Genomic DNA, 17,347 nt, shown 5'->3' on the forward strand with positions numbered 1-17,347 from the left:
GAGATCCCCCTAAATCCCCCTTAAAAAGGGGGACTTTTACCCCCCTTTTTAAGGGGGGCAGGGGGGATCGGCAGGTGACTAAAACTACAGCAAATCACTTTTCAAACGCCCTCTTAGGAAGATAGCTGGGCTTGTAGATCGTCAATCATGTATTCAGCGCCGATTGGCCCTTCTAACGTTGCCCAAAGGTAAAAATCAGCAAATACAAGGTGTTTGGCTTGGTTTTTAACAGATTGCAAGATGGGGTTTGTCGCCCACTGCCGTTTAATGGGTGCGCTCAGACTGCCGCGTTCGAGCACCATGATCAGGTCAGGTGTCATCTGGGGTAAAGATTCGACCGAGATGGGGGCTATGCCCACACTAGAGGCTGGCGAATCGGGCACCATGAGCTGAAAGCCCAGTTTCTCTAACAAAACCCCCATGTAATTGTCGGTGGTGAGCACGGTAATTTGCCCTAGGTCGATCATGTCAAGAATGAGGGCGGTGGCATTTTGATTAACGGGGTTGAGAGCCGTTTTGGCGGCGGCTATTTTTTGCTCGTAGCGCTCCACCACCTGCTGGGCCTGAGGGGTGCGATCTAGCGTCTCAGCTAGAACCAAAAAGTCTTGCTGCCAATCGGTTTGATCGGTATTTAAGGGCAAAACAGGAGCAACTTTTGACATGGTTGCGTACTGCGCTTCATTCACGTATCGGCCAACAATGAGATCGGGCTTCAACGCCAAAATTGCTTCAAGGGAAGGGGTGTGTAGGGTACCAACGTAGATCGGGCGACTGGTGAGGCGATCGCCAAAATAGCTCACCCCGTCAATTTCAGCCCCGAGCTGCGGTGCCCCTTCCACTGTTTGGTCTTGGTCATAGCCGTTGGCTTTAGCCCCGGCCAAACCGACAGGCTGAATATCCAGCGACAGCAGCATGTCAAGAGCCGGTGGATCAAAGGCAATGATTCTTGTAGGCTGTCCGCAAATTTCGGTTTCACCAAACTGATGCTGAAAGGTTCTGCACGCTGCTGGAGCATCGGTAGCAGCGCTTTGTAGATCAGGCTGCGAATTTTTGGCGCAGGCGGTAGCCAGTAAAATTCCTAAAATTCCTAGCGCGAAGAAAGTGAGCAGGCGGCGTACTTTTCGAGCTGGCCGATAGGTCAAAATTCCCATGAAACGCTCCCTACGATAGTCAATGGATCGCCCGGAAAGACATTGAGGCGGTTGCTGGCGGTTTCAAAATACTCGACGTCAAAAAGGTTTCTAACATTGAGGGCCAGGCGCAGGCGATCGCGGTTGTAAAACACCGCCGCATCCGTGCGTAAATAGCTGGGCAGCACAAACGAATTGGCGAAGTCGCCGGGGCGATCGCCCACTAAGACCAGCCCCAGCCCAAAGCCCAACCCGCGCAGATCGCCCTCTTGCAGTTCATAGGTTGACCACACATTGAAGATATGGTTAGGCACCAGGCGCAGCTGATTGCCTTCGGGCAAGTTGTTGTCTTCGGTGATGACGGCGTTAGTATAGGCGTAGGCTCCAATGATGTTCCATCCCGGCAAAATTTCACCGGCCAGGTTCAGCTCAATTCCTCGGCTGCGCTGTTCACCGGTCTGAATCGAAAATCCCAAATTAACCGGGTCGTCGGTTTCCACATTAGAGCGGGTGAGTTGGTACAGCGCCAGCGATGCAGACAAGCGATTGGTGATATCTGCTTTGACCCCAACCTCGTACTGAGTGCTGCGCTCTGGGTCAAAGAGTTCACCGCTAAATGTTGCCCCCGCTACTGGCAAAAACGACCGGCTGTAGCTGGCGTAGAGCGAAATCGGGTCAACGGGTTGATAAACCAGGCCCACCCTGGGGCTAAAGGCGCTGCCCGATCGCCGTTGGTCGGTATCGGTAATAAAATTTGCGCTGGTTTGCTCAAAGGTATCAAACCGCAGCCCCACCAAAAGGTTGAGATTATCCAGCAGTTCGACCTGGTCTTGTACGTAGAGACCGAGGGCATTGGTGGCGCTATTGCCCCCATAGAGAGAGTCAGGATCGATCGGCCCCGAGGGCTGCTCATAGACGGGATTGAAAATATCGATCGTGCTGGGGGCGAGACTGCCACCACCAAAACTGTAGTATTGCCGGGTGAGGTTGATGCCTGCCACCAGCTGATGCTGAAGCGAGCCGGTGGCAAACTCGCCGACGGCGTAGGTATCGAAATTATAAAACTGCTCGGTATCAGACCCCGTACTTCGATCGAGAGTCAGGGTGCGGCCATCGGCGGCTAGTGACGTACCAAAGGCGGCGAGGCGGTTATCGCGCTGCACGTCTGAATACCTAAAGGCATTGCGCAGCGACCAGGTGTCGCTAAAGCGGTGGTCGAGGCTGTAGCCGACTCGGTAGATATTGTAGTCGGTTTCGCCAAAGGGGCCAGAGACATTGAGGCTGCGGGAAAGTTCGCCGTTGGGGTTGGGCAAAATGCTGCCCTCAACGGGCAGGCCCACCTGAGCGGCAACGCTGGGCCGATAGAGGTATTCGCCGGAGAGATTGAGGGCGGTGCGATCGCTAATCTGCCAGCTCAACGCTGGGGCAATCTGGTACTGCTGCCGATCGAAGAAATCGACGAAGCTTTCCGTGGTTTGGGCAGCCAAATTCAAGCGATACAGCACTGTCCGTTCTTCGTTGAGCGGGCCAGACAGGTCAACATCGCCGCGATAGAAGTTGTAATTTCCGGCAGAAAAGCCGACTGAGTAGGTGGGCTCGCTCAGCGGCTTTTCCGTCACTAGATTGATGGTGCCGCCGGGGACGCTTTGACCGTAAAGCACCGAGGCTGGCCCCCGCAGCACCTCCACCCGCTCGATGTTAGACAGATCGGGGCCGGCAAACCGGGAGGTGGGATCGGCCAGCCCGTCGCGCACGACGTTGTCGCTGCTGTCGAAGCCTCGAATCACCGGCAGCGAGAACGCGCCCCGCCCCGAGGGGTTGACGCCCTGGGTGATACCCACATTTCTCAGCACTTCGGTGAGGTTGGGAGCCTGCTGATCGCGGATGATTTCTTGGGGAATCACCTGAATGGATTGGGGAATGTCTCGCAGGGGGGTTTCGGTGCGGGTCGCCGCCGAGGCACTCGACGGGTTGTAGCCCTCATCTTGCTCCCCGGTGACCACGACTTGAATCGCGTCATCCTCGGTGCCGGCGGGGGTGGCTCCGAGAGTGACCGCTAAGCCGGTGGCGGTAACGGCGATCGCAGGCGGCGCATCGGTGCCCGTAATCGCCACCCGCACCGTATCCCCCGGTTCGTTCGTCACTGCCACCAGGGCAATCCCCTCAGCCGGGGCAAACTGCTCGAAGCTCTCCCCCCCGGGTAGGGCCAATACCGCATTAGGGATGTCGGAGACCAAAGCGTTACCGACGATCTGCGTCGCTGGAGCCGCCAAGGTACCCCCGGCGGTGTCAAACACCAGATTTAACCCAGCCTCGCTGGTTTCAATCCGTACTCCAGTAATTTGCACCAGCGAGGTTTCGGTTTGGACCAGCCCGTCGGCCTCCTGGGCCATCCCCGGTAGCGACAGTACGATACCGCTACCCCCCAGGCTTAACGCCGCAATTAGCCCCAGCTTTGTCATGGTCATCTCACGTCCTCACACACCAGCTAGCGAACCTTTAATTGAAAAAGATTCTTATTTACGTAGACCTGAGTGTAGAGAGGGCGGGGCGATCGCATCTACCCCAAAACCGCACCATCACCCCAAAAGCGAAGTTTGGGCGGGTTTATTTCCCCGCAGGCATTCGCGGGGGGTGAGGCCAAACTGCCGCTTAAAGGCGGCGGCAAACTGGGCAGGGTTGGCGTAGCCCATCATATTGGCCACCTCAGCCACGGTGCGGTGGGGCTGGCGCAGCAGGTGTTCGGCCTGGTGCATACGCTGCTGGGTCAGGTAGGCAAAGGGGGTGAGGCCAAACACGGTTTTGAAGCCCTTTTGCAGGGTGCGATCGCTCAGACCCACCCGCTGGGATAGCTCGGTTTGATGGGGGGGCTGCTCAAGGTGCGATCGCAAAATCTCAGCGGCGTAGTGAATGCGCGCCACGGTGTCAGCCTTGGGAGATGCCGATGGCGTCGCCGTACCCTCGTTGAGCAAGCCATCCAGCTGTAGCGCCATCAGCTCGAACACCTTGCCCTGAAGATACAGCCGCTTGGTGATGCCGACAAAGGGACAGGCGAGGATCTGCTGCACCACGGTTCGCATGGCGGTGGTCATCTTAGGAGAAAACCGATGTTGACAGTCATTCTCCTGTAGCAGGGGCTGCAGGGTCGGGGGCAACGCTCCGTCAGCGGATGCGAACAACTGCTGAAACAGAGCCGATGTCAGGTGAATATTAACGCCAACGTGGCGATGCCAGCCAGGGCTGTGGACACGGTGGCGCGGCTGAATACCGCTACCGCCGACATAGCCCTGCTCAGCATTGATCAGCACCAGGTCGCCGCTGTCGTAGACCCCCGACAGAAAGGCCATAAACTGCACCGGATGCTGGTTTTCGGGCACGTGATGGGCCACATCGTGGGAGGTGGTGTTGACCAGGCAAAGATCTAAACCGGGGCACAGTTCTAGGTAGCGGTGGTAGCCATTGCCCAGCTGTGATGGCACCGTACAGATGGTTTCTAGGCGATCGATTGAAACAGCGGACGGGCGGTGCTGCTGGGCCTCTGTCCAGATGGCCTCGACCTCTCGGGTAGTCAGCTCAAGACTCATGGCTAAGGGAGATCTCAGGAATTGTTGCGAATTGATCCTAATAGTCTCCAATGCCCCTGCATAAGTCAAGCGGCGGGCAGGAGTGTGAATGAGCCTTAGAACAGGGCCGCTGATCCACTACAATCACTCCTAGGTCTTTGTTGATAGCCCTCCCAACAAAATGCTCGATGTTGCCACCCAAGTTGCCCTCACCACCCGCAAGCTCACCCTGGCCTACGACAGCAATGTCATCATTCAGGGGCTTGATTTAGCGATTCCCCAGGGCCAGATTACTACCCTGGTGGGGCCTAACGGCTGCGGCAAGTCAACCCTGCTGCGGGGGCTGGCGCGGCTGCTCCGGCCCCAGGGCGGCACGGTGTATCTGGATGGCGATGCGATCGCCCGCCTACCCACCAAAGACCTCGCCAAGCGCCTGGGCATATTGCCCCAAAGCCCCGCCGCCCCCGAGGGGCTAACCGTGCGCGAGCTAGTCGCCCAGGGTCGCTACCCCCACCAAACCTGGCTCCAGCAGTGGTCGAAGGAAGATGAATTGAAAGTGGAGGAGGCGATCGCAACAACTCACCTGCACGAGTTTGCCAACCGCCCCCTCGACACCCTCTCCGGTGGCCAGCGCCAGCGCGCCTGGATTGCCATGGCCCTGGCCCAAAACACAGAAATCCTGCTGCTCGACGAACCCACCACCTACCTCGACCTGGCCCACCAAATTGAGGTGCTTGACCTGCTGCACAACCTCAACCGGCAAACAGGGCGCACCATCGTTATGGTCTTGCACGACTTAAATATGGCAGGCCGCTATAGTCACCACCTCATTGCCCTCCGCAGCGGCAGCGTAGTCGCCCAGGGTCAACCGATCACCGTCATGACCGAAACCCTGGTGCAACAGGTGTTTAACCTAGAGAGTCGGATCATCACCGACCCGGTTTCCAACACTCCTTTGTGTATTCCCATTAGTCAGGCGGTTTAAGCCCTGCCGTGAACTTGAAACCGTGAACCCTGAACCTCACTAAGAACAATTTTGGAAACGAAAATACCCGAGAATTTTGATGCTTCTCAAGGGCGCAAGCCCTGCGCCCCTACATGGGGGTATGTCCTTTCTAAGAAATTACCTACCCTGTCATTTTTGGCTTAAAGAGTGTTTGAAAAGTGAGTCGCTGTAGCTTTAGTCACCGGCTGATCCCCCCTGCCCCCCTTAAAAAGGGGGGTAAAAGTCCCCCTTTTTAAGGGGGATTGAGGGGGATCTTCACTTTTGCTACAAGTAAAGATGACTTTTCAAACGTCCTCTTATACTAAATCCGCATCGCACAACCCCAATTTTCACCAGGCGAAACCGTAGGGGTAAATGGCATTTGCCCAGAGGAATCGGGGGTAGCCAAGTAGGATTTAGTATTAGCAGCCGACTAGCCTATTCAGAGGTTTTTCACCTAACCGGAGAAGGTTGGCTACCACGTCGTTGAATAGAGAATACGAACCGTACGGCCTCGACCGCCGATGTAGTTGCGATCGTCAAAGCCCGAGAGAAATTGAGCCACGGCTGGGAAATACTGGGTGTCAAACAGGTTTTCAACGCCGATTTGCAGGGTGCCCGAGCCGATATCCACGCTGCTGATGAAGTCAACGGTGGCATAGCTCTGGATCGGTAAGGGTTCTACGCCCGCAGCGGCGGCTCGATTGCGATTGCCGACAATCAGCGCTTGCAGTCGATTATTCCAACCGGGCAGGGTTTCGTTTTCGAGGTAGGCGGTGAATTTAATCGGGGCAATTTCACCGCTGTTGAGGGGCAGAAAGTCGCCGTCTTGATTGACATCGTTTTCGCCTTCGACCCAGCTGATGGTGCCGCCGATGCCCCACTGGTCGGCGGGCTGCCAATCGAGGGTGGCTTCAACACCGTAGACTCGCTGGGGGGCGCGCTGAATGCTGAGCAGCCCAGTGGTGCTGGGTACCAGGCTGGCACCCAGGTCTGAGGTATTGTAAAACCCGCTGAGGCTGGTTTGCACTGATGGCCAGTTGCCGCGAACGCCGAGCTCATACTCGGTGACTTTGATCGGCTGGGTGATGTCGAGGTCGTCGGCGACGCTGACAAACCCGGCTGGGGGTGTCCTCAAAATGCGGCTAAACTCGGGCACGCTAAAGCTCTGGGCCACGCTGGCAAAGAGCGCAATGTCTTCGACGGGGCTGTAGACGGCGCTAGCGTTAAAAACGATATCGTCAAAACTGCGGCTGCCGCCCTGAATGGATCGGTTGCGGGTGGCGGAAAAGTAGTCATCGACGTCGAGGTTGATATTTTCGTAGCGCAGGCCGCCGCGCAGCAGCAGCGACTCGCTGGCCTCCCAGTCGAGTTGGGTAAACAGGCCCAGGCTGTTGAGTCGGTAGGGAGGGGTGAAGTCAAATTCTTGGACGGTGGTGAGGCGGCGCTGAGTATCAAAGGCCACGGGGTCAAACCGGGCGGTAATCTGCTGATTTTCCTGGCTTTCATAGTCTGCGCCCCAGAGCAGGTTGAGGGTTTCGGCGGTGTTTAAGGGCGTTTCGATTTGCAGGCGACCGCCCCAGCGTTCGGCATCGAGCCGCGACTGAAACAGGAAGGGAAAGAATTCGCCGCCCAGGCGACCGTCGGCAAACTCGCCGCGAGCGATCGCCTCCTGGTAGTAAATCTGGCCCTGCACCTGGCTACCGAGCAAGTCTTCGTGGGTATAGCCGAGGTTGACCAGCAGGTTGCGATCGCCGGGGTTGTTGTCGCGCTGCAAGCCGGGAATTCTCAAGGACTGGGCCACCTGACGACCGGGAATCAACAGCGTCGAGGGGTTGGCGACATACTCGGTATCGCGCTCGGCATCGAAATAGTTGATGGTAAAGTCGAGCCGCTGTTGGTCGCTGAGGTCGTAGCCGATTTTGCCCAGCAGGTTGTAGCTGGTGGTTTCGCTGAGGCTAGCCTCCGAGACGATTCGGTTGCCCTGGGCATCGAAGAAGCTGCCGGTTTGGTCGCGAGAGATGCTGAGGCGAAAATCGCTGCGATCGAAGCCGCCCGAGGCCCCAACGGAGAAAATACTGCCAAAGCCATCTCCCTCTAGACTGCCTAACGAGGCGCTGCCGCCCACCTGGGTTTCAATCGCCACCTCTCCATCGGCGGGGGGGCGAGTGATGATGTTGATTACGCCGCCAGTGCTCTGGCCGCCGTAGATGGCGCTGGGGCCGCGAATGACTTCAACCCGCTCGATCGCCGAGGGGTCGATGCTGCGCAACTCCTGGCGGTTGACCCGAAAGTTGGTGGAGAGGGGCACGCCATCGATCAAAACGGCGGCCTCGCGGCCCCGCAGGTTTTGGCCCCGGGTGGTGCGCAACTGGTTGGGGGGGCCAAAGCCCGGCACCAGATTGCCCAAAATATCGGCAACATCGCGGGAGAGGACCGACTGCTGCTCGATTTGCTCGCGGTCAACGACGGTGACGGAGCGGCCCAAATCCTCCAGGGCTTCTTCGGTGCGGGTGGCGGTGACCACTACGCGAATGGGGGCACCGCCTTCGCTGGTGACGGGGGGCGCGGCGGGGGATGCCGGGGAATCAGGGGTAAGCGCTTCGCTGTCGGGGGCGGCGGTGCTGATGGCAAAGATTAAATTGGTGGACTGCTGGGCGATCGCCACCTCGGGAGCCGCCGTTTCGCCAACGATGGTGACCTGGATGCGGTTGGTGGCCAGCGACCTGACCGCAATCGACTCGATGCCCGCCGCCGGATTGGACTGCTGGAAGGCGTCGCCCTCGGAGGTTTGCAGTTGGGCATTGACCACATCGACCACCACGGTGTTGCCATCGCGGTTGATAAAGGTTTGCAGGGGCGCGTCGGTGCCCGCCTCAAAGGTCAGCGACAGCCCGGCTTCGGTTTGCACCAGCTGCACGGCGGTAATAACGGTGGTCTGGGCATAGGCGGGCAGGGCGATCGCGGCGGCGATCGCGCCTGATATTCCAAAGGCGCAGGGTTCTAAAAACAGTTTCACGGTCAAGTCCTCACACACCACTAAACAGCTTGAAACGAGCGCGGCGGAGTACTGAACGCCGCCGCGCTAAAGAGAATATTGTCAACTCGAAACAGAAGGAACTGATCTTAATGAGAATACTTACTAAAGAGTTAGTGGGAAACGAGTCCCTTTGTCAAGCCCAGGCACAATGGTTTCCGGAAATGATTTTGAACCTATTCCAGCTGCTATTGGCATTGTTTACCTGCGATCGCCCCTTGCGCGGATGACCTAAGCTACCTATACTTCTTGAGAAATAGTGTCAATTAAGCAAAAACAGCTTTTGGCTTCATTCGCAACTGCTTTGCCTTACCCCATGCCCCCTCTGACCTTGGATTGCTCCCCGGCTGTTGCCCTCGGCCTGACCTGGGTTGACCTTTTAATTGATCGGGCGGCCCGACAGCCCGATCGGGTTGCCCTGCAACTCTGGAATGACGGTATCGCTGCGCCCGACGCGTTGACCTACGCCGATTTAGATTGCCGCAGTCGGGCGATCGCCGCTCAGATGCAGCGGCAAAATCTGCAAGGCGAGCGAGTACTCTTGCTCTGCCCGCCAGGACTGGACTACGTTTTGGCCTTTTGTGCTTGTCTCTATGCCGGGGCGATCGCGGTGCCGGTGTATCCCCCTCGCCCCAACCAGTCACTCGACCGCCTTGAACGCATTGCTGACGAGGTGCAGGCGGCTCTCATTCTGACGAGCTCGGCGCAGCCAGCTTGCCCCCATCCGCTATCTGCGATTCCCTGCCTGATGGTGGATGCTGTTGCTCCTGAGGGGGCGATCGCTTGGCAGCCCCCGATCCTCGCCCCCGACGATATTGCTTTTTTGCAGTACACCTCAGGCTCGACCGCTGCGCCTAAGGGCGTGCAGATTAGCCACGGCAACTTACTGCACAACGTGGCCGCGATTAGCCACAAGTTTGGCCTTGACCACCACAGCCAGGGCGTTATTTGGCTGCCGCCCTACCACGACATGGGGCTGATTGGCGGCATTCTTACGCCCCTGTATGCGGGGTTTCCGACCATGCTGATGCCGCCGGTTGACTTTTTGCAGCGGCCCCTGCGCTGGCTCCAGGCTGTGTCGCAGACCCAGGCAACGGTGAGCGGCGGCCCCAATTTTGCCTACGAACTCTGCGTGGAAAAGATCAGGCCAGACCAGCGTCAGGGGCTCGATCTGAGCCCCTGGACGGTGGCGTTTACCGGGGCAGAGCCGATTCGGGCGGCCACCCTGGAGCGCTTTGCGGCGGCCTTTGCTGACTGCGGGTTTCGCCCGGAGGCGTTTTACCCCTGCTACGGCATGGCCGAGGCCACGCTGATGATTAGCGGGGGCGATCGCACCCGTGTCCCCAAGCTGTTGACTGTGGATGATTCCCAGCTTACGGCCCATCGCCTACAGCCAGCGGCCCAGGGTCGGCAGCTGGTTGGCTGTGGGCAGGTGATTGACGGGGGGCAAGTGGCGATCGTCAACCCCGAAACGCTGACCCTCTGCCGCCCCAGCGAGGTTGGAGAAATTTGGGTGGCCAGCCCCAGCGTGGCCCAGGGCTACTGGCAGCGCCCCCAGCTCAGCGAGGAGATTTTTCACGCCCGGCTGGCCGATGCTGGTGCGGCTGGGGCTGGCCCTTTTCTGCGCACGGGTGATCTGGGCTGCCTGCATGACGGCGAACTGTTTGTGACCGGGCGGCTGAAGGAGCTGATGATTATTCGCGGTCGCAACCACTACGCCAGCGATGTGGAGGCCACTGTGGCGGCCAGCCACCCCGCTTTGCACTCGACCTGGGGGGCGGCTTTTACCGTAGAGCAAGGCCACCAGACCCAGCTGGTAGTCGTGCAGGAGGTGGCGCGGGGGTGGCAGCGGCGGCTGGAACCCGAACCCGTGGTGCGCGCAATTCGGCAGCGGGTCAGCCAGGTTCACGGGCTGCGGGTCGAAACCGTGGTGCTGGTTAAGCCGGGGAGCATTCCCAAAACCTCCAGCGGCAAAATTCAGCGCGATCGCTGTCGATCGCAGTTTTTGGCCGGGCAGCTGCGCCCGTTCACCACCGCCCAGCCCGCTACTTCCCAATCATAAAAATCAGGGTTTCTGTTATGAATCAACCTGTTAATCAGCGTCAGGATCGCGCGATCGCTGACGGATCGACTGCGCTTCCCCCGACTGCTGCCACTGTCGAAACCTGGCTGGTGGAGCAGTTGGCGACCTGCCTCAGCCTCGATCCCAACGACATCGACCCAGATGTGCCCTTCGACAGCTATGGGCTCGACTCCGCCGAGGCGGTGGGGCTGTCAGGGGAGCTAGAAGACTGGCTCCAGCGCCGGGTTTCGCCTACGCTGCTCTACGACTATCCCACCATTGCCGCCCTGGCCGAGCATTTGGGCAGCGAGAGCTAGGGGATGTCATTCCCCAAAATTCTGGCGTCTCGCCGGGGTGTAACGCGCTGAACCCCAAATACCACAGGCGTTTGATCTGTATTGAGAGATTTTTGAACAATGAACCCGATCGCGATCGTGGGCCTGGCCTGCCGGTTTCCGGGGGCCAATAATGCCGATGAGTTTTGGCAGCTTCTGTACCAGGGCCGCGAGGCGATCGCCCCGATGCCGCCCGATCGCCCCTGGTTAGGGGCGGCAGGCTGGGGCGGCTTCTTGCCCGACATCGATCAGTTTGATGCGGCCTTTTTTGGCATTTCGCCCCGCGAAGCCGCCTACCTTGATCCCCAGCAGCGCCTGCTGTTGGAGGTCTGTTGGGAGGGGCTAGAGCAGGCGGCGATCGCACCCCAGTCGCTAGCCGGCAGCCGCACGGGGGTCTTTGTCGGCATTAGCCACAGCGACTACGGCGATTTGATACAAACCAGCCCGACCGCTGGGCTGAACTCCCACAGTGCCACGGGTACGGCCCTCTGCATTGCCGCCAATCGCATTTCCTACAGCCTGAACCTAAAAGGCCCCAGCATCGCTGTAGATACGGCCTGTTCGTCGTCGCTGGTGGCGGTGCATCTGGCGGGGCAAAGTCTGACCGCCGGAGACTGCGATCTGGCCCTGGCGGGGGGCGTAAATGTCATTCTGCGGCCCGAGCTGACGCGGGTATTTCAGCAGGCGGGGATGATGGCGGCCGACGGGCGCTGCAAGACCTTTGATGCCGCCGCCGATGGCTACGTGCGCTCAGAAGGGTGCGGGGTAGTGGTACTGAAGCGGCTGGCCGATGCCGAACGGGCGGGCGATCGCATTCTCGCAGTGGTGCAGGGCTCGGCGATTAACCAGGACGGGCTGAGTAATGGGCTGACCGCCCCCAATGGCCCGGCCCAGCAGGCGGTGATTTGCCAGGCGCTGGCCCAGGCCCAGGTGCCCGCCGCCCAGATTAGCTACGTCGAAACCCACGGCACGGGCACGCCCCTGGGCGACCCGATTGAGGTCAATGCCCTCAAAGCGGTGCTGATGGGCGGGCGATCACCTCAGCAGCGCTGCGCCCTGGGGTCGCTAAAAACCAATCTAGGTCACCTGGAAGCAGCGGCGGGCATTGCCAGTCTGATCAAAGTGGTGCTGGCCCTCCAGCATCAGCACATTCCGGCCCACCTGCACCTGCATACGCTAAATCCGCGCATCGATCTGACCGATACGCCCCTGTTTATTCCTCAGCAGGGATGCCCCTGGGATCTGCCAGAGGGAGTAGAGCGGCGGCTGGCGGGGGTCAGCGCCTTTAGCTTTGGGGGCAGCAACGCCCATCTTGTTGTGGCGGCGGCCCCCGCTCGCTCCGCCCCTGCGGCTCAGCCTCGCCCCTGGCACGGGCTGATGCTGACGGCGAAATCGGCAGCTGCCCTGGCGGCGCTGGCGGGTCGCTACGGCGAGTTTTTGCAGGCCCAGCCAGCGGTCAACCTGGCGGATGTTTGCCGAACGGCGCACACCGGGCGATCGCACTTTGCCTACCGTTTGATGGCGGTGGCCAATTCGCCCGAGCAGCTGCGATCGCACCTGACGGATTTTGCCCAGGGTCATCCCAATCCAGCCGTTATAACGGCGAAAGCTCCCCGCCGCCCGCCGCAGAACCCGGCCTTTTTGTTTACGGGGCAAGGAGCGCAAACTGTCGGCATGGGGCGACAGCTCTATGAAACCCAGTCCATCGTTCGGCGCGTTTTGGATGAGTGCGATGCGGCGCTGCGATCGCAGCTACCGGTGCCCCTGCTGGCGGTGATGTTTGCCGAAACAGATGACCGAGCCCACCTGCTGCACCAAACAGCCTATACCCAGCCCGTCCTGTTTGCCCTAGCCTACGCCCTGAGTGAGCTGTGGCGCAGCTGGGGCATTACCCCCGGCATTGTGCTGGGTCACAGCCTGGGGGAATATGCGGCGGCTTGCGTAGCAGGCTGTTTGAGCTGGCAGGATGGCCTGCGGCTGGTGACGGTGCGATCGCGTCTGATGCAGCAGCAACCGCCCGAAGGCACGATGGCCGCTGTGTTTGCCGCCGCTGACCAGGTGCAGCCCCTGCTAGAGCCTTTGGCTAAGGTGGCGATCGCCGCCGTCAACGGGCCGCAGAATACCGTCATCTCTGGGGCCACAACCGCCATTGAGCAAGTGCTGCAAACCCTCTCAAACCAGGGCATCCGCAGCCGTCCTCTGGCAGTTTCCCACGCCTTTCATTCGCCCTTGATGGAGCCGATGCTGGCGGAGTTTGCCGCGATCGCCCAGACGATTCCCAGCCAGCCGCCGCAAGTTCCACTGATTTCTAACCTGACCGGGCAGCGGCTGACAACGGCCCCCGATGCCGACTACTGGTGCCAACACCTGCGGCAGCCCGTGCAGTTTGCCGCCGGGCTCGACAGCCTGGCTCGCCATACCCCCAACCTGTGGCTCGAAATTGGCCCCCAGCCCACCCTGCTGGGCATGGCCCGGCGCAGTCATCCCGAGGCCATCCAGCCCTGGCTGCCCTCCCTAGAACCAGGGCAGGAGGATGGGTCGGTGATGCTGCAAACCCTGGGCCATCTGGCGGTGCGCGGTCTGCCCGTCAATTGGGCCGCCCTCGATGCCGGAGCCGGGCGGCCCATCGCGCTGCCCACCTATCCCTTTCAACGTCAGTCCTATTGGTTTACGTCGATGTCTACCGCTTCTTCGCCTGCCCGCTCTGACTCGCCAGCGCCAGCTACCGTTGCCCCAGTGCAGGCCGATTTACAGCAGCTAGTGGCAAAACTGCTTCAGGTCTCACCCGAAACCCTTGACCCCCAGGCTCCTTTTTTAGAATTGGGGGCCGACTCCATTGTGCTGATTGAGGCAGTGCAAGCCATTGAGGCGCGCTTTGGCGTCAAAGTCACCATTCGTCAGTTCTTTGAAGATCTGCAAACCCTGGAGGCGTTAGCTGCCTATATTGCCCAGCACAGTTTGTCTGAGAACAATGGCCCTGCCGAGGCGACGCTGGTTTCGGCCCCTCAACTCCCGGTATCTCAGCCTTCCTCTGACGATAACGATGTCGTACCTTCCTCGTTGGTTAAGAATACTGCGGCAATTCCCGCAGTTGGGGTGCAACCTGCGATCGCGCCCACTGCCCTAGAGCAAATCGTGGCCCAGCAGATGCAGCTCATGGCCCAGCAGCTCGATCTGCTGCGTCAGGCTCAAGTCAAAGGCCCGTCAGAGATACCGGCGATCGCCCCCGCCCCTGACCCTCAACCGCCTGTTCCCCAGAGCCCTAAACCCCACGCGCCCACGCCCCAGTCACTCACCGAACCGCAGCAGCGCTATCTAAACGCCTTCATTCAGCGCTACACCCAGCGCACCGCCGAGTCAAAACGCCGCAAGCAGGCCAGCCATTCCTATTTAGCTGACAGCCGCGCCTGCGCCGGATTTCGCCCCTCAATTAAAGAAATGCTCTACCCCATTGTCGGTACCCAGGCCGAGGGCTCCCGCCTGTGGGATGTGGACGGTAACGAATATATCGACCTGACGATGGGTTTTGGGGTGCATTTGTTTGGCCATCGGCCCGAGTTTATTCAGGAAGCGATCGCAGCCCAACTCCAGCGAGGCATTCAGATTGGCCCCCAGGCCGAACTGGCGGGGGAAGTCGCTCAGCTAATCCACGAACTGACGGGGATGGAGCGAGTCACTTTTACCCAGTCGGGCACTGAGGCGGTGATGACCGCCCTGCGGCTGGCCCGCACCGCCACCCGCCGCCGCCTGATTGTGCGCTTTGAACATGCCTACCACGGTCACTTTGACGGCGTGCTGGCCCGCGCGGGGGGGGATGCTGCTGTGCCCCTGGCTCCGGGCATTCCCCCCGGCATGGTGGAGGATGTGCTGGTGCTGCCCTACGGCGAACCAAGCGCACTTCAGCTCATTCAAACCCGCGCCTCGGAGCTGGCGGCGGTACTGGTGGAGCCGGTGCAGAGCCGCCGCCCTGACTTACAGCCCCAAGGATTTCTCCAAGACCTGCGCCGTATCACCGAGGCTCATGGAGTTGCGCTGATCTTCGATGAGATCATTACGGGCTTTCGCATTCATTCTGGCGGGGCGCAGGCCTGGTTTGGGGTAGAGGCCGACCTAGCGACCTACGGCAAAGTGCTGGGAGGCGGTATGCCCATCGGCATCGTTGCAGGCAAGGCCCAGTATATGGATGGCATTGATGGCGGCCTTTGGCACTACGGCGACGACTCGTACCCTAGCGCTGAGCGCACCTTCTTTGCCGGAACGTTTTGCAAACCACCCCTAGCGATGGCGGCGGCCAGAGCTGTGCTGCTGCACCTCAAGCAGCAGGGGGCTGACCTGCAAACCCAGCTCAACCAGCGCACCGAGGCCCTGGCCCAGCGGCTCAACACCTTCTTTGACCAGGCCGAGGTGCCTATTCAAATCGTGCAGTTTGGCTCGCTGTTTCGCTTTGCCTTTACCGGCAACTATGACCTGCTGTTTTACCACCTGATCGAGCAGGGAATTTACGTCTGGGAAGGGCGCAACTGCTTTCTCTCCACCGCCCACACCGAGGCTGACGTAGAACAGATTATTCAGGTCGTACAAAATGCCGTGGTGCAGATGCAGCGGGGAGGCTTTCTGCCGGGAAAGTCTCTAGCGACAGATCCAATGGCAGATCTGTCGCTGGATCTGCCGCTAACCGAGAGCCAGCAAGAGATCTGGTTGCTGGCCCAGCTCAATCCTGAGGCATCGCTAGCCTATACAGAATGCGTTTGGTTAGACCTGCGGGGGCCACTCCAGTTCACAGCTCTGCACCAGAGTTTGCAGCAGCTGATCCATCGCCACGAGGCGCTGAGAGCCGCGATTAACGACGCAGGCACAGGGCAGCGAATTGTGCCGCACCTCAATCTGACTCTGCCGTTAATCGACCTTACGGGGGTAGAACCCGGCGAGCAAAAAGCCGAGGTGCAGCGCTGGCTGAACGCGGAGCAGCAATGCCCCTTTGACCTCACCCAGCCGTCCCTGCTGCGGGTGCAGGTGCTGAAGCTGGCCGAGCACCACCACGGTCTGGTGCTGACTGTGCATCACATTGTGGTGGATGGCTGGTCGATTCAAATTTTGCTAGAAGACTTGAGTGGGCTGTACAACGCCGCTGTACAGCGGCAGGGCGCGATGCTGCCGCCAGCAGTATCCTACCAGGACTATATTCAACAGGCTGATCGGGGAACGGCTGCGGCCTACTGGCAGCAGCTCTCGTTGCCCCAGTGGCGGCTGCCAATCAAGGCTATTAGCGCAGCCTCTCCGAAGGAAAACCGCCCCCATCCACCCAGCTACGAAAGTGCCCATCAGTCGTGGCAGCTATCCACTGAGCGCTACCAGAGGTTTCAGGCCTGGAGCCAACGGCAGGGCTGTACGCCCTTTATGACGCTGCTGGCGGGTTTTTGCCTGCTGCTACATCGCTGGAGCCAGGCCCCAGAACTGATGGTGGGCATTTCTGTGGCGGGCCAGGGACAGCCGGGGCGATCGCGGCTGGTGGCCCACTGCGTCAATGTTTTGCCCGTACACAGCCAGCTTCAGCCAGCGCAGACCCTAAGCGACTACCTGCACCAAACCCGCCATCGCCTGCTGGAATGCTACGACCACGCCGACTATTCCCTAAGTCAGTGGGTGCGCTGGGCACAGGGCAACGAGGGGCGATCTCATCCCCATGCTGCCCCTCCACTTCAGCCGATTGTGCCCGTGCTGTTCAATCTTGATCCGTCGCTTCCTGTGCCTGACTTGCAGGGGTTGACTGTGGCAGCGATGCCCCAGCCCCCGATCTACGTGCGGTGGGATTTGAGCTGGCACCTGAGTGAGGCCGAGGGGGGGCTACACTTGACTGCTGGTTACCGCCGCGACTGCTTTGATGAGGCCGCGATCGCAGCCTGGATCGCTGAATATGACACCCTCCTGACCCTGATGATCGAGCACTCCGACGCTTCGGCTTCGGTGCAGGCGTTAAATCAAGCGCTAGATGATGCCCTTCTCGCCCAATCTCAACAGTTGCAGAACACCCTAACAGCATACAACCGTCAAAAGCTCGAAGTTGCCAGCCGTCGCCAGCTGTAAAGGATCGGACAGGCGACGACCAACGTAGGGGCATTGCAGTGTGTCACGCGCTGTAAGGTTGTCCCCCCTAATGCGACATCAGGTTAGGCCCCCTGCTGGATCAGGGGGTTCTTTTTGTAGAGTGGGTGAGTTGCAGGGTTTGCACGGCGTG

General features: G+C 59.8%; 8 protein-coding genes. 4 read left to right on the forward strand and 4 right to left on the reverse strand.

Translation table 11 applies throughout. From position 1 onward, the window contains the following. Nucleotides 1-113 precede the first annotated feature (113 nt). From VB780_RS24525 to VB780_RS24535, 3 genes are all read right to left on the reverse strand, one after another. On the reverse strand, nt 114-1,151 hold the full coding sequence (locus VB780_RS24525; protein WP_323353811.1) for an iron-siderophore ABC transporter substrate-binding protein: 1,038 nt from the start codon (nt 1,149-1,151) through the stop codon (nt 114-116). Then, a complete protein-coding gene (locus VB780_RS24530; RefSeq protein WP_323353812.1) occupies nt 1,139-3,598 on the reverse strand; it encodes a TonB-dependent siderophore receptor in 2,460 nt (819 codons plus the stop codon). Before VB780_RS24530 ends, VB780_RS24525 begins: the two co-directional genes overlap by 13 nt. Nucleotides 3,599-3,709: 111 nt before the next feature. Continuing rightward, nucleotides 3,710-4,714 (reverse strand): AraC family transcriptional regulator, encoded by a 1,005-nt coding sequence (locus VB780_RS24535; RefSeq protein ID WP_323353813.1) that lies wholly within the window; start codon nt 4,712-4,714, stop codon nt 3,710-3,712. Between the two features lie 160 nt (nt 4,715-4,874). Between VB780_RS24535 and VB780_RS24540 the strand changes: the two genes are divergently transcribed. Next, the gene (locus tag VB780_RS24540) at nt 4,875-5,678 is read left to right on the forward strand and encodes an ABC transporter ATP-binding protein (protein WP_323353814.1); all 804 of its coding nucleotides are present in this window, start codon (nt 4,875-4,877) and stop codon (nt 5,676-5,678) included. A gap of 475 nt (nt 5,679-6,153) precedes the next feature. Here VB780_RS24540 and VB780_RS24545 read toward each other — a convergent pair whose 3' ends face one another. Beyond that, entirely contained in the window at nt 6,154-8,697 is a 2,544-nt protein-coding gene (locus tag VB780_RS24545) for a TonB-dependent receptor domain-containing protein (protein WP_323353815.1), read from the reverse strand. 334 nt (nt 8,698-9,031) lie between these two features. On the opposite strand from VB780_RS24545, the gene VB780_RS24550 reads away from it, so the two are divergent. From VB780_RS24550 to VB780_RS24560, 3 genes are all read left to right on the forward strand, one after another. Then, complete coding sequence (locus VB780_RS24550) at nt 9,032-10,777, forward strand: fatty acyl-AMP ligase (protein ID WP_323353816.1); 1,746 nt, start codon at nt 9,032-9,034, stop codon at nt 10,775-10,777. Between the two features lie 17 nt (nt 10,778-10,794). Beyond that, on the forward strand, nt 10,795-11,094 hold the full coding sequence (locus tag VB780_RS24555; protein ID WP_323353817.1) for an acyl carrier protein: 300 nt from the start codon (nt 10,795-10,797) through the stop codon (nt 11,092-11,094). Between the two features lie 99 nt (nt 11,095-11,193). Then, nucleotides 11,194-17,196, forward strand: coding sequence for an aminotransferase class III-fold pyridoxal phosphate-dependent enzyme (locus VB780_RS24560; protein ID WP_323353818.1), 6,003 nt, complete (start codon nt 11,194-11,196; stop codon nt 17,194-17,196). Nucleotides 17,197-17,347 lie beyond the last annotated feature (151 nt).

The sequence above is a fragment of the Leptolyngbya sp. CCNP1308 genome, from assembly GCF_034932455.1.
Lineage (GTDB): Bacteria > Cyanobacteriota > Cyanobacteriia > Phormidesmidales > Phormidesmidaceae > Nodosilinea.

Excerpts from the sequence above, each read along its gene's own strand:
- VB780_RS24560 (WP_323353818.1), top strand. The coding sequence starts at position 11,194 with ATGAACCCGATCGCGATCGTGGGCCTGGCCTGCCGGTTTCCGGGGGCC.
- VB780_RS24550 (WP_323353816.1), top strand. The coding sequence starts at position 9,032 with ATGCCCCCTCTGACCTTGGATTGCTCCCCGGCTGTTGCCCTCGGCCTG.
- VB780_RS24535 (WP_323353813.1), bottom strand. The coding sequence starts at position 4,714 with ATGAGTCTTGAGCTGACTACCCGAGAGGTCGAGGCCATCTGGACAGAG.
- VB780_RS24540 (WP_323353814.1), top strand. The coding sequence starts at position 4,875 with ATGCTCGATGTTGCCACCCAAGTTGCCCTCACCACCCGCAAGCTCACC.
- VB780_RS24525 (WP_323353811.1), bottom strand. The coding sequence starts at position 1,151 with ATGGGAATTTTGACCTATCGGCCAGCTCGAAAAGTACGCCGCCTGCTC.
- VB780_RS24555 (WP_323353817.1), top strand. The coding sequence starts at position 10,795 with ATGAATCAACCTGTTAATCAGCGTCAGGATCGCGCGATCGCTGACGGA.
- VB780_RS24530 (WP_323353812.1), bottom strand. The coding sequence starts at position 3,598 with ATGACCATGACAAAGCTGGGGCTAATTGCGGCGTTAAGCCTGGGGGGT.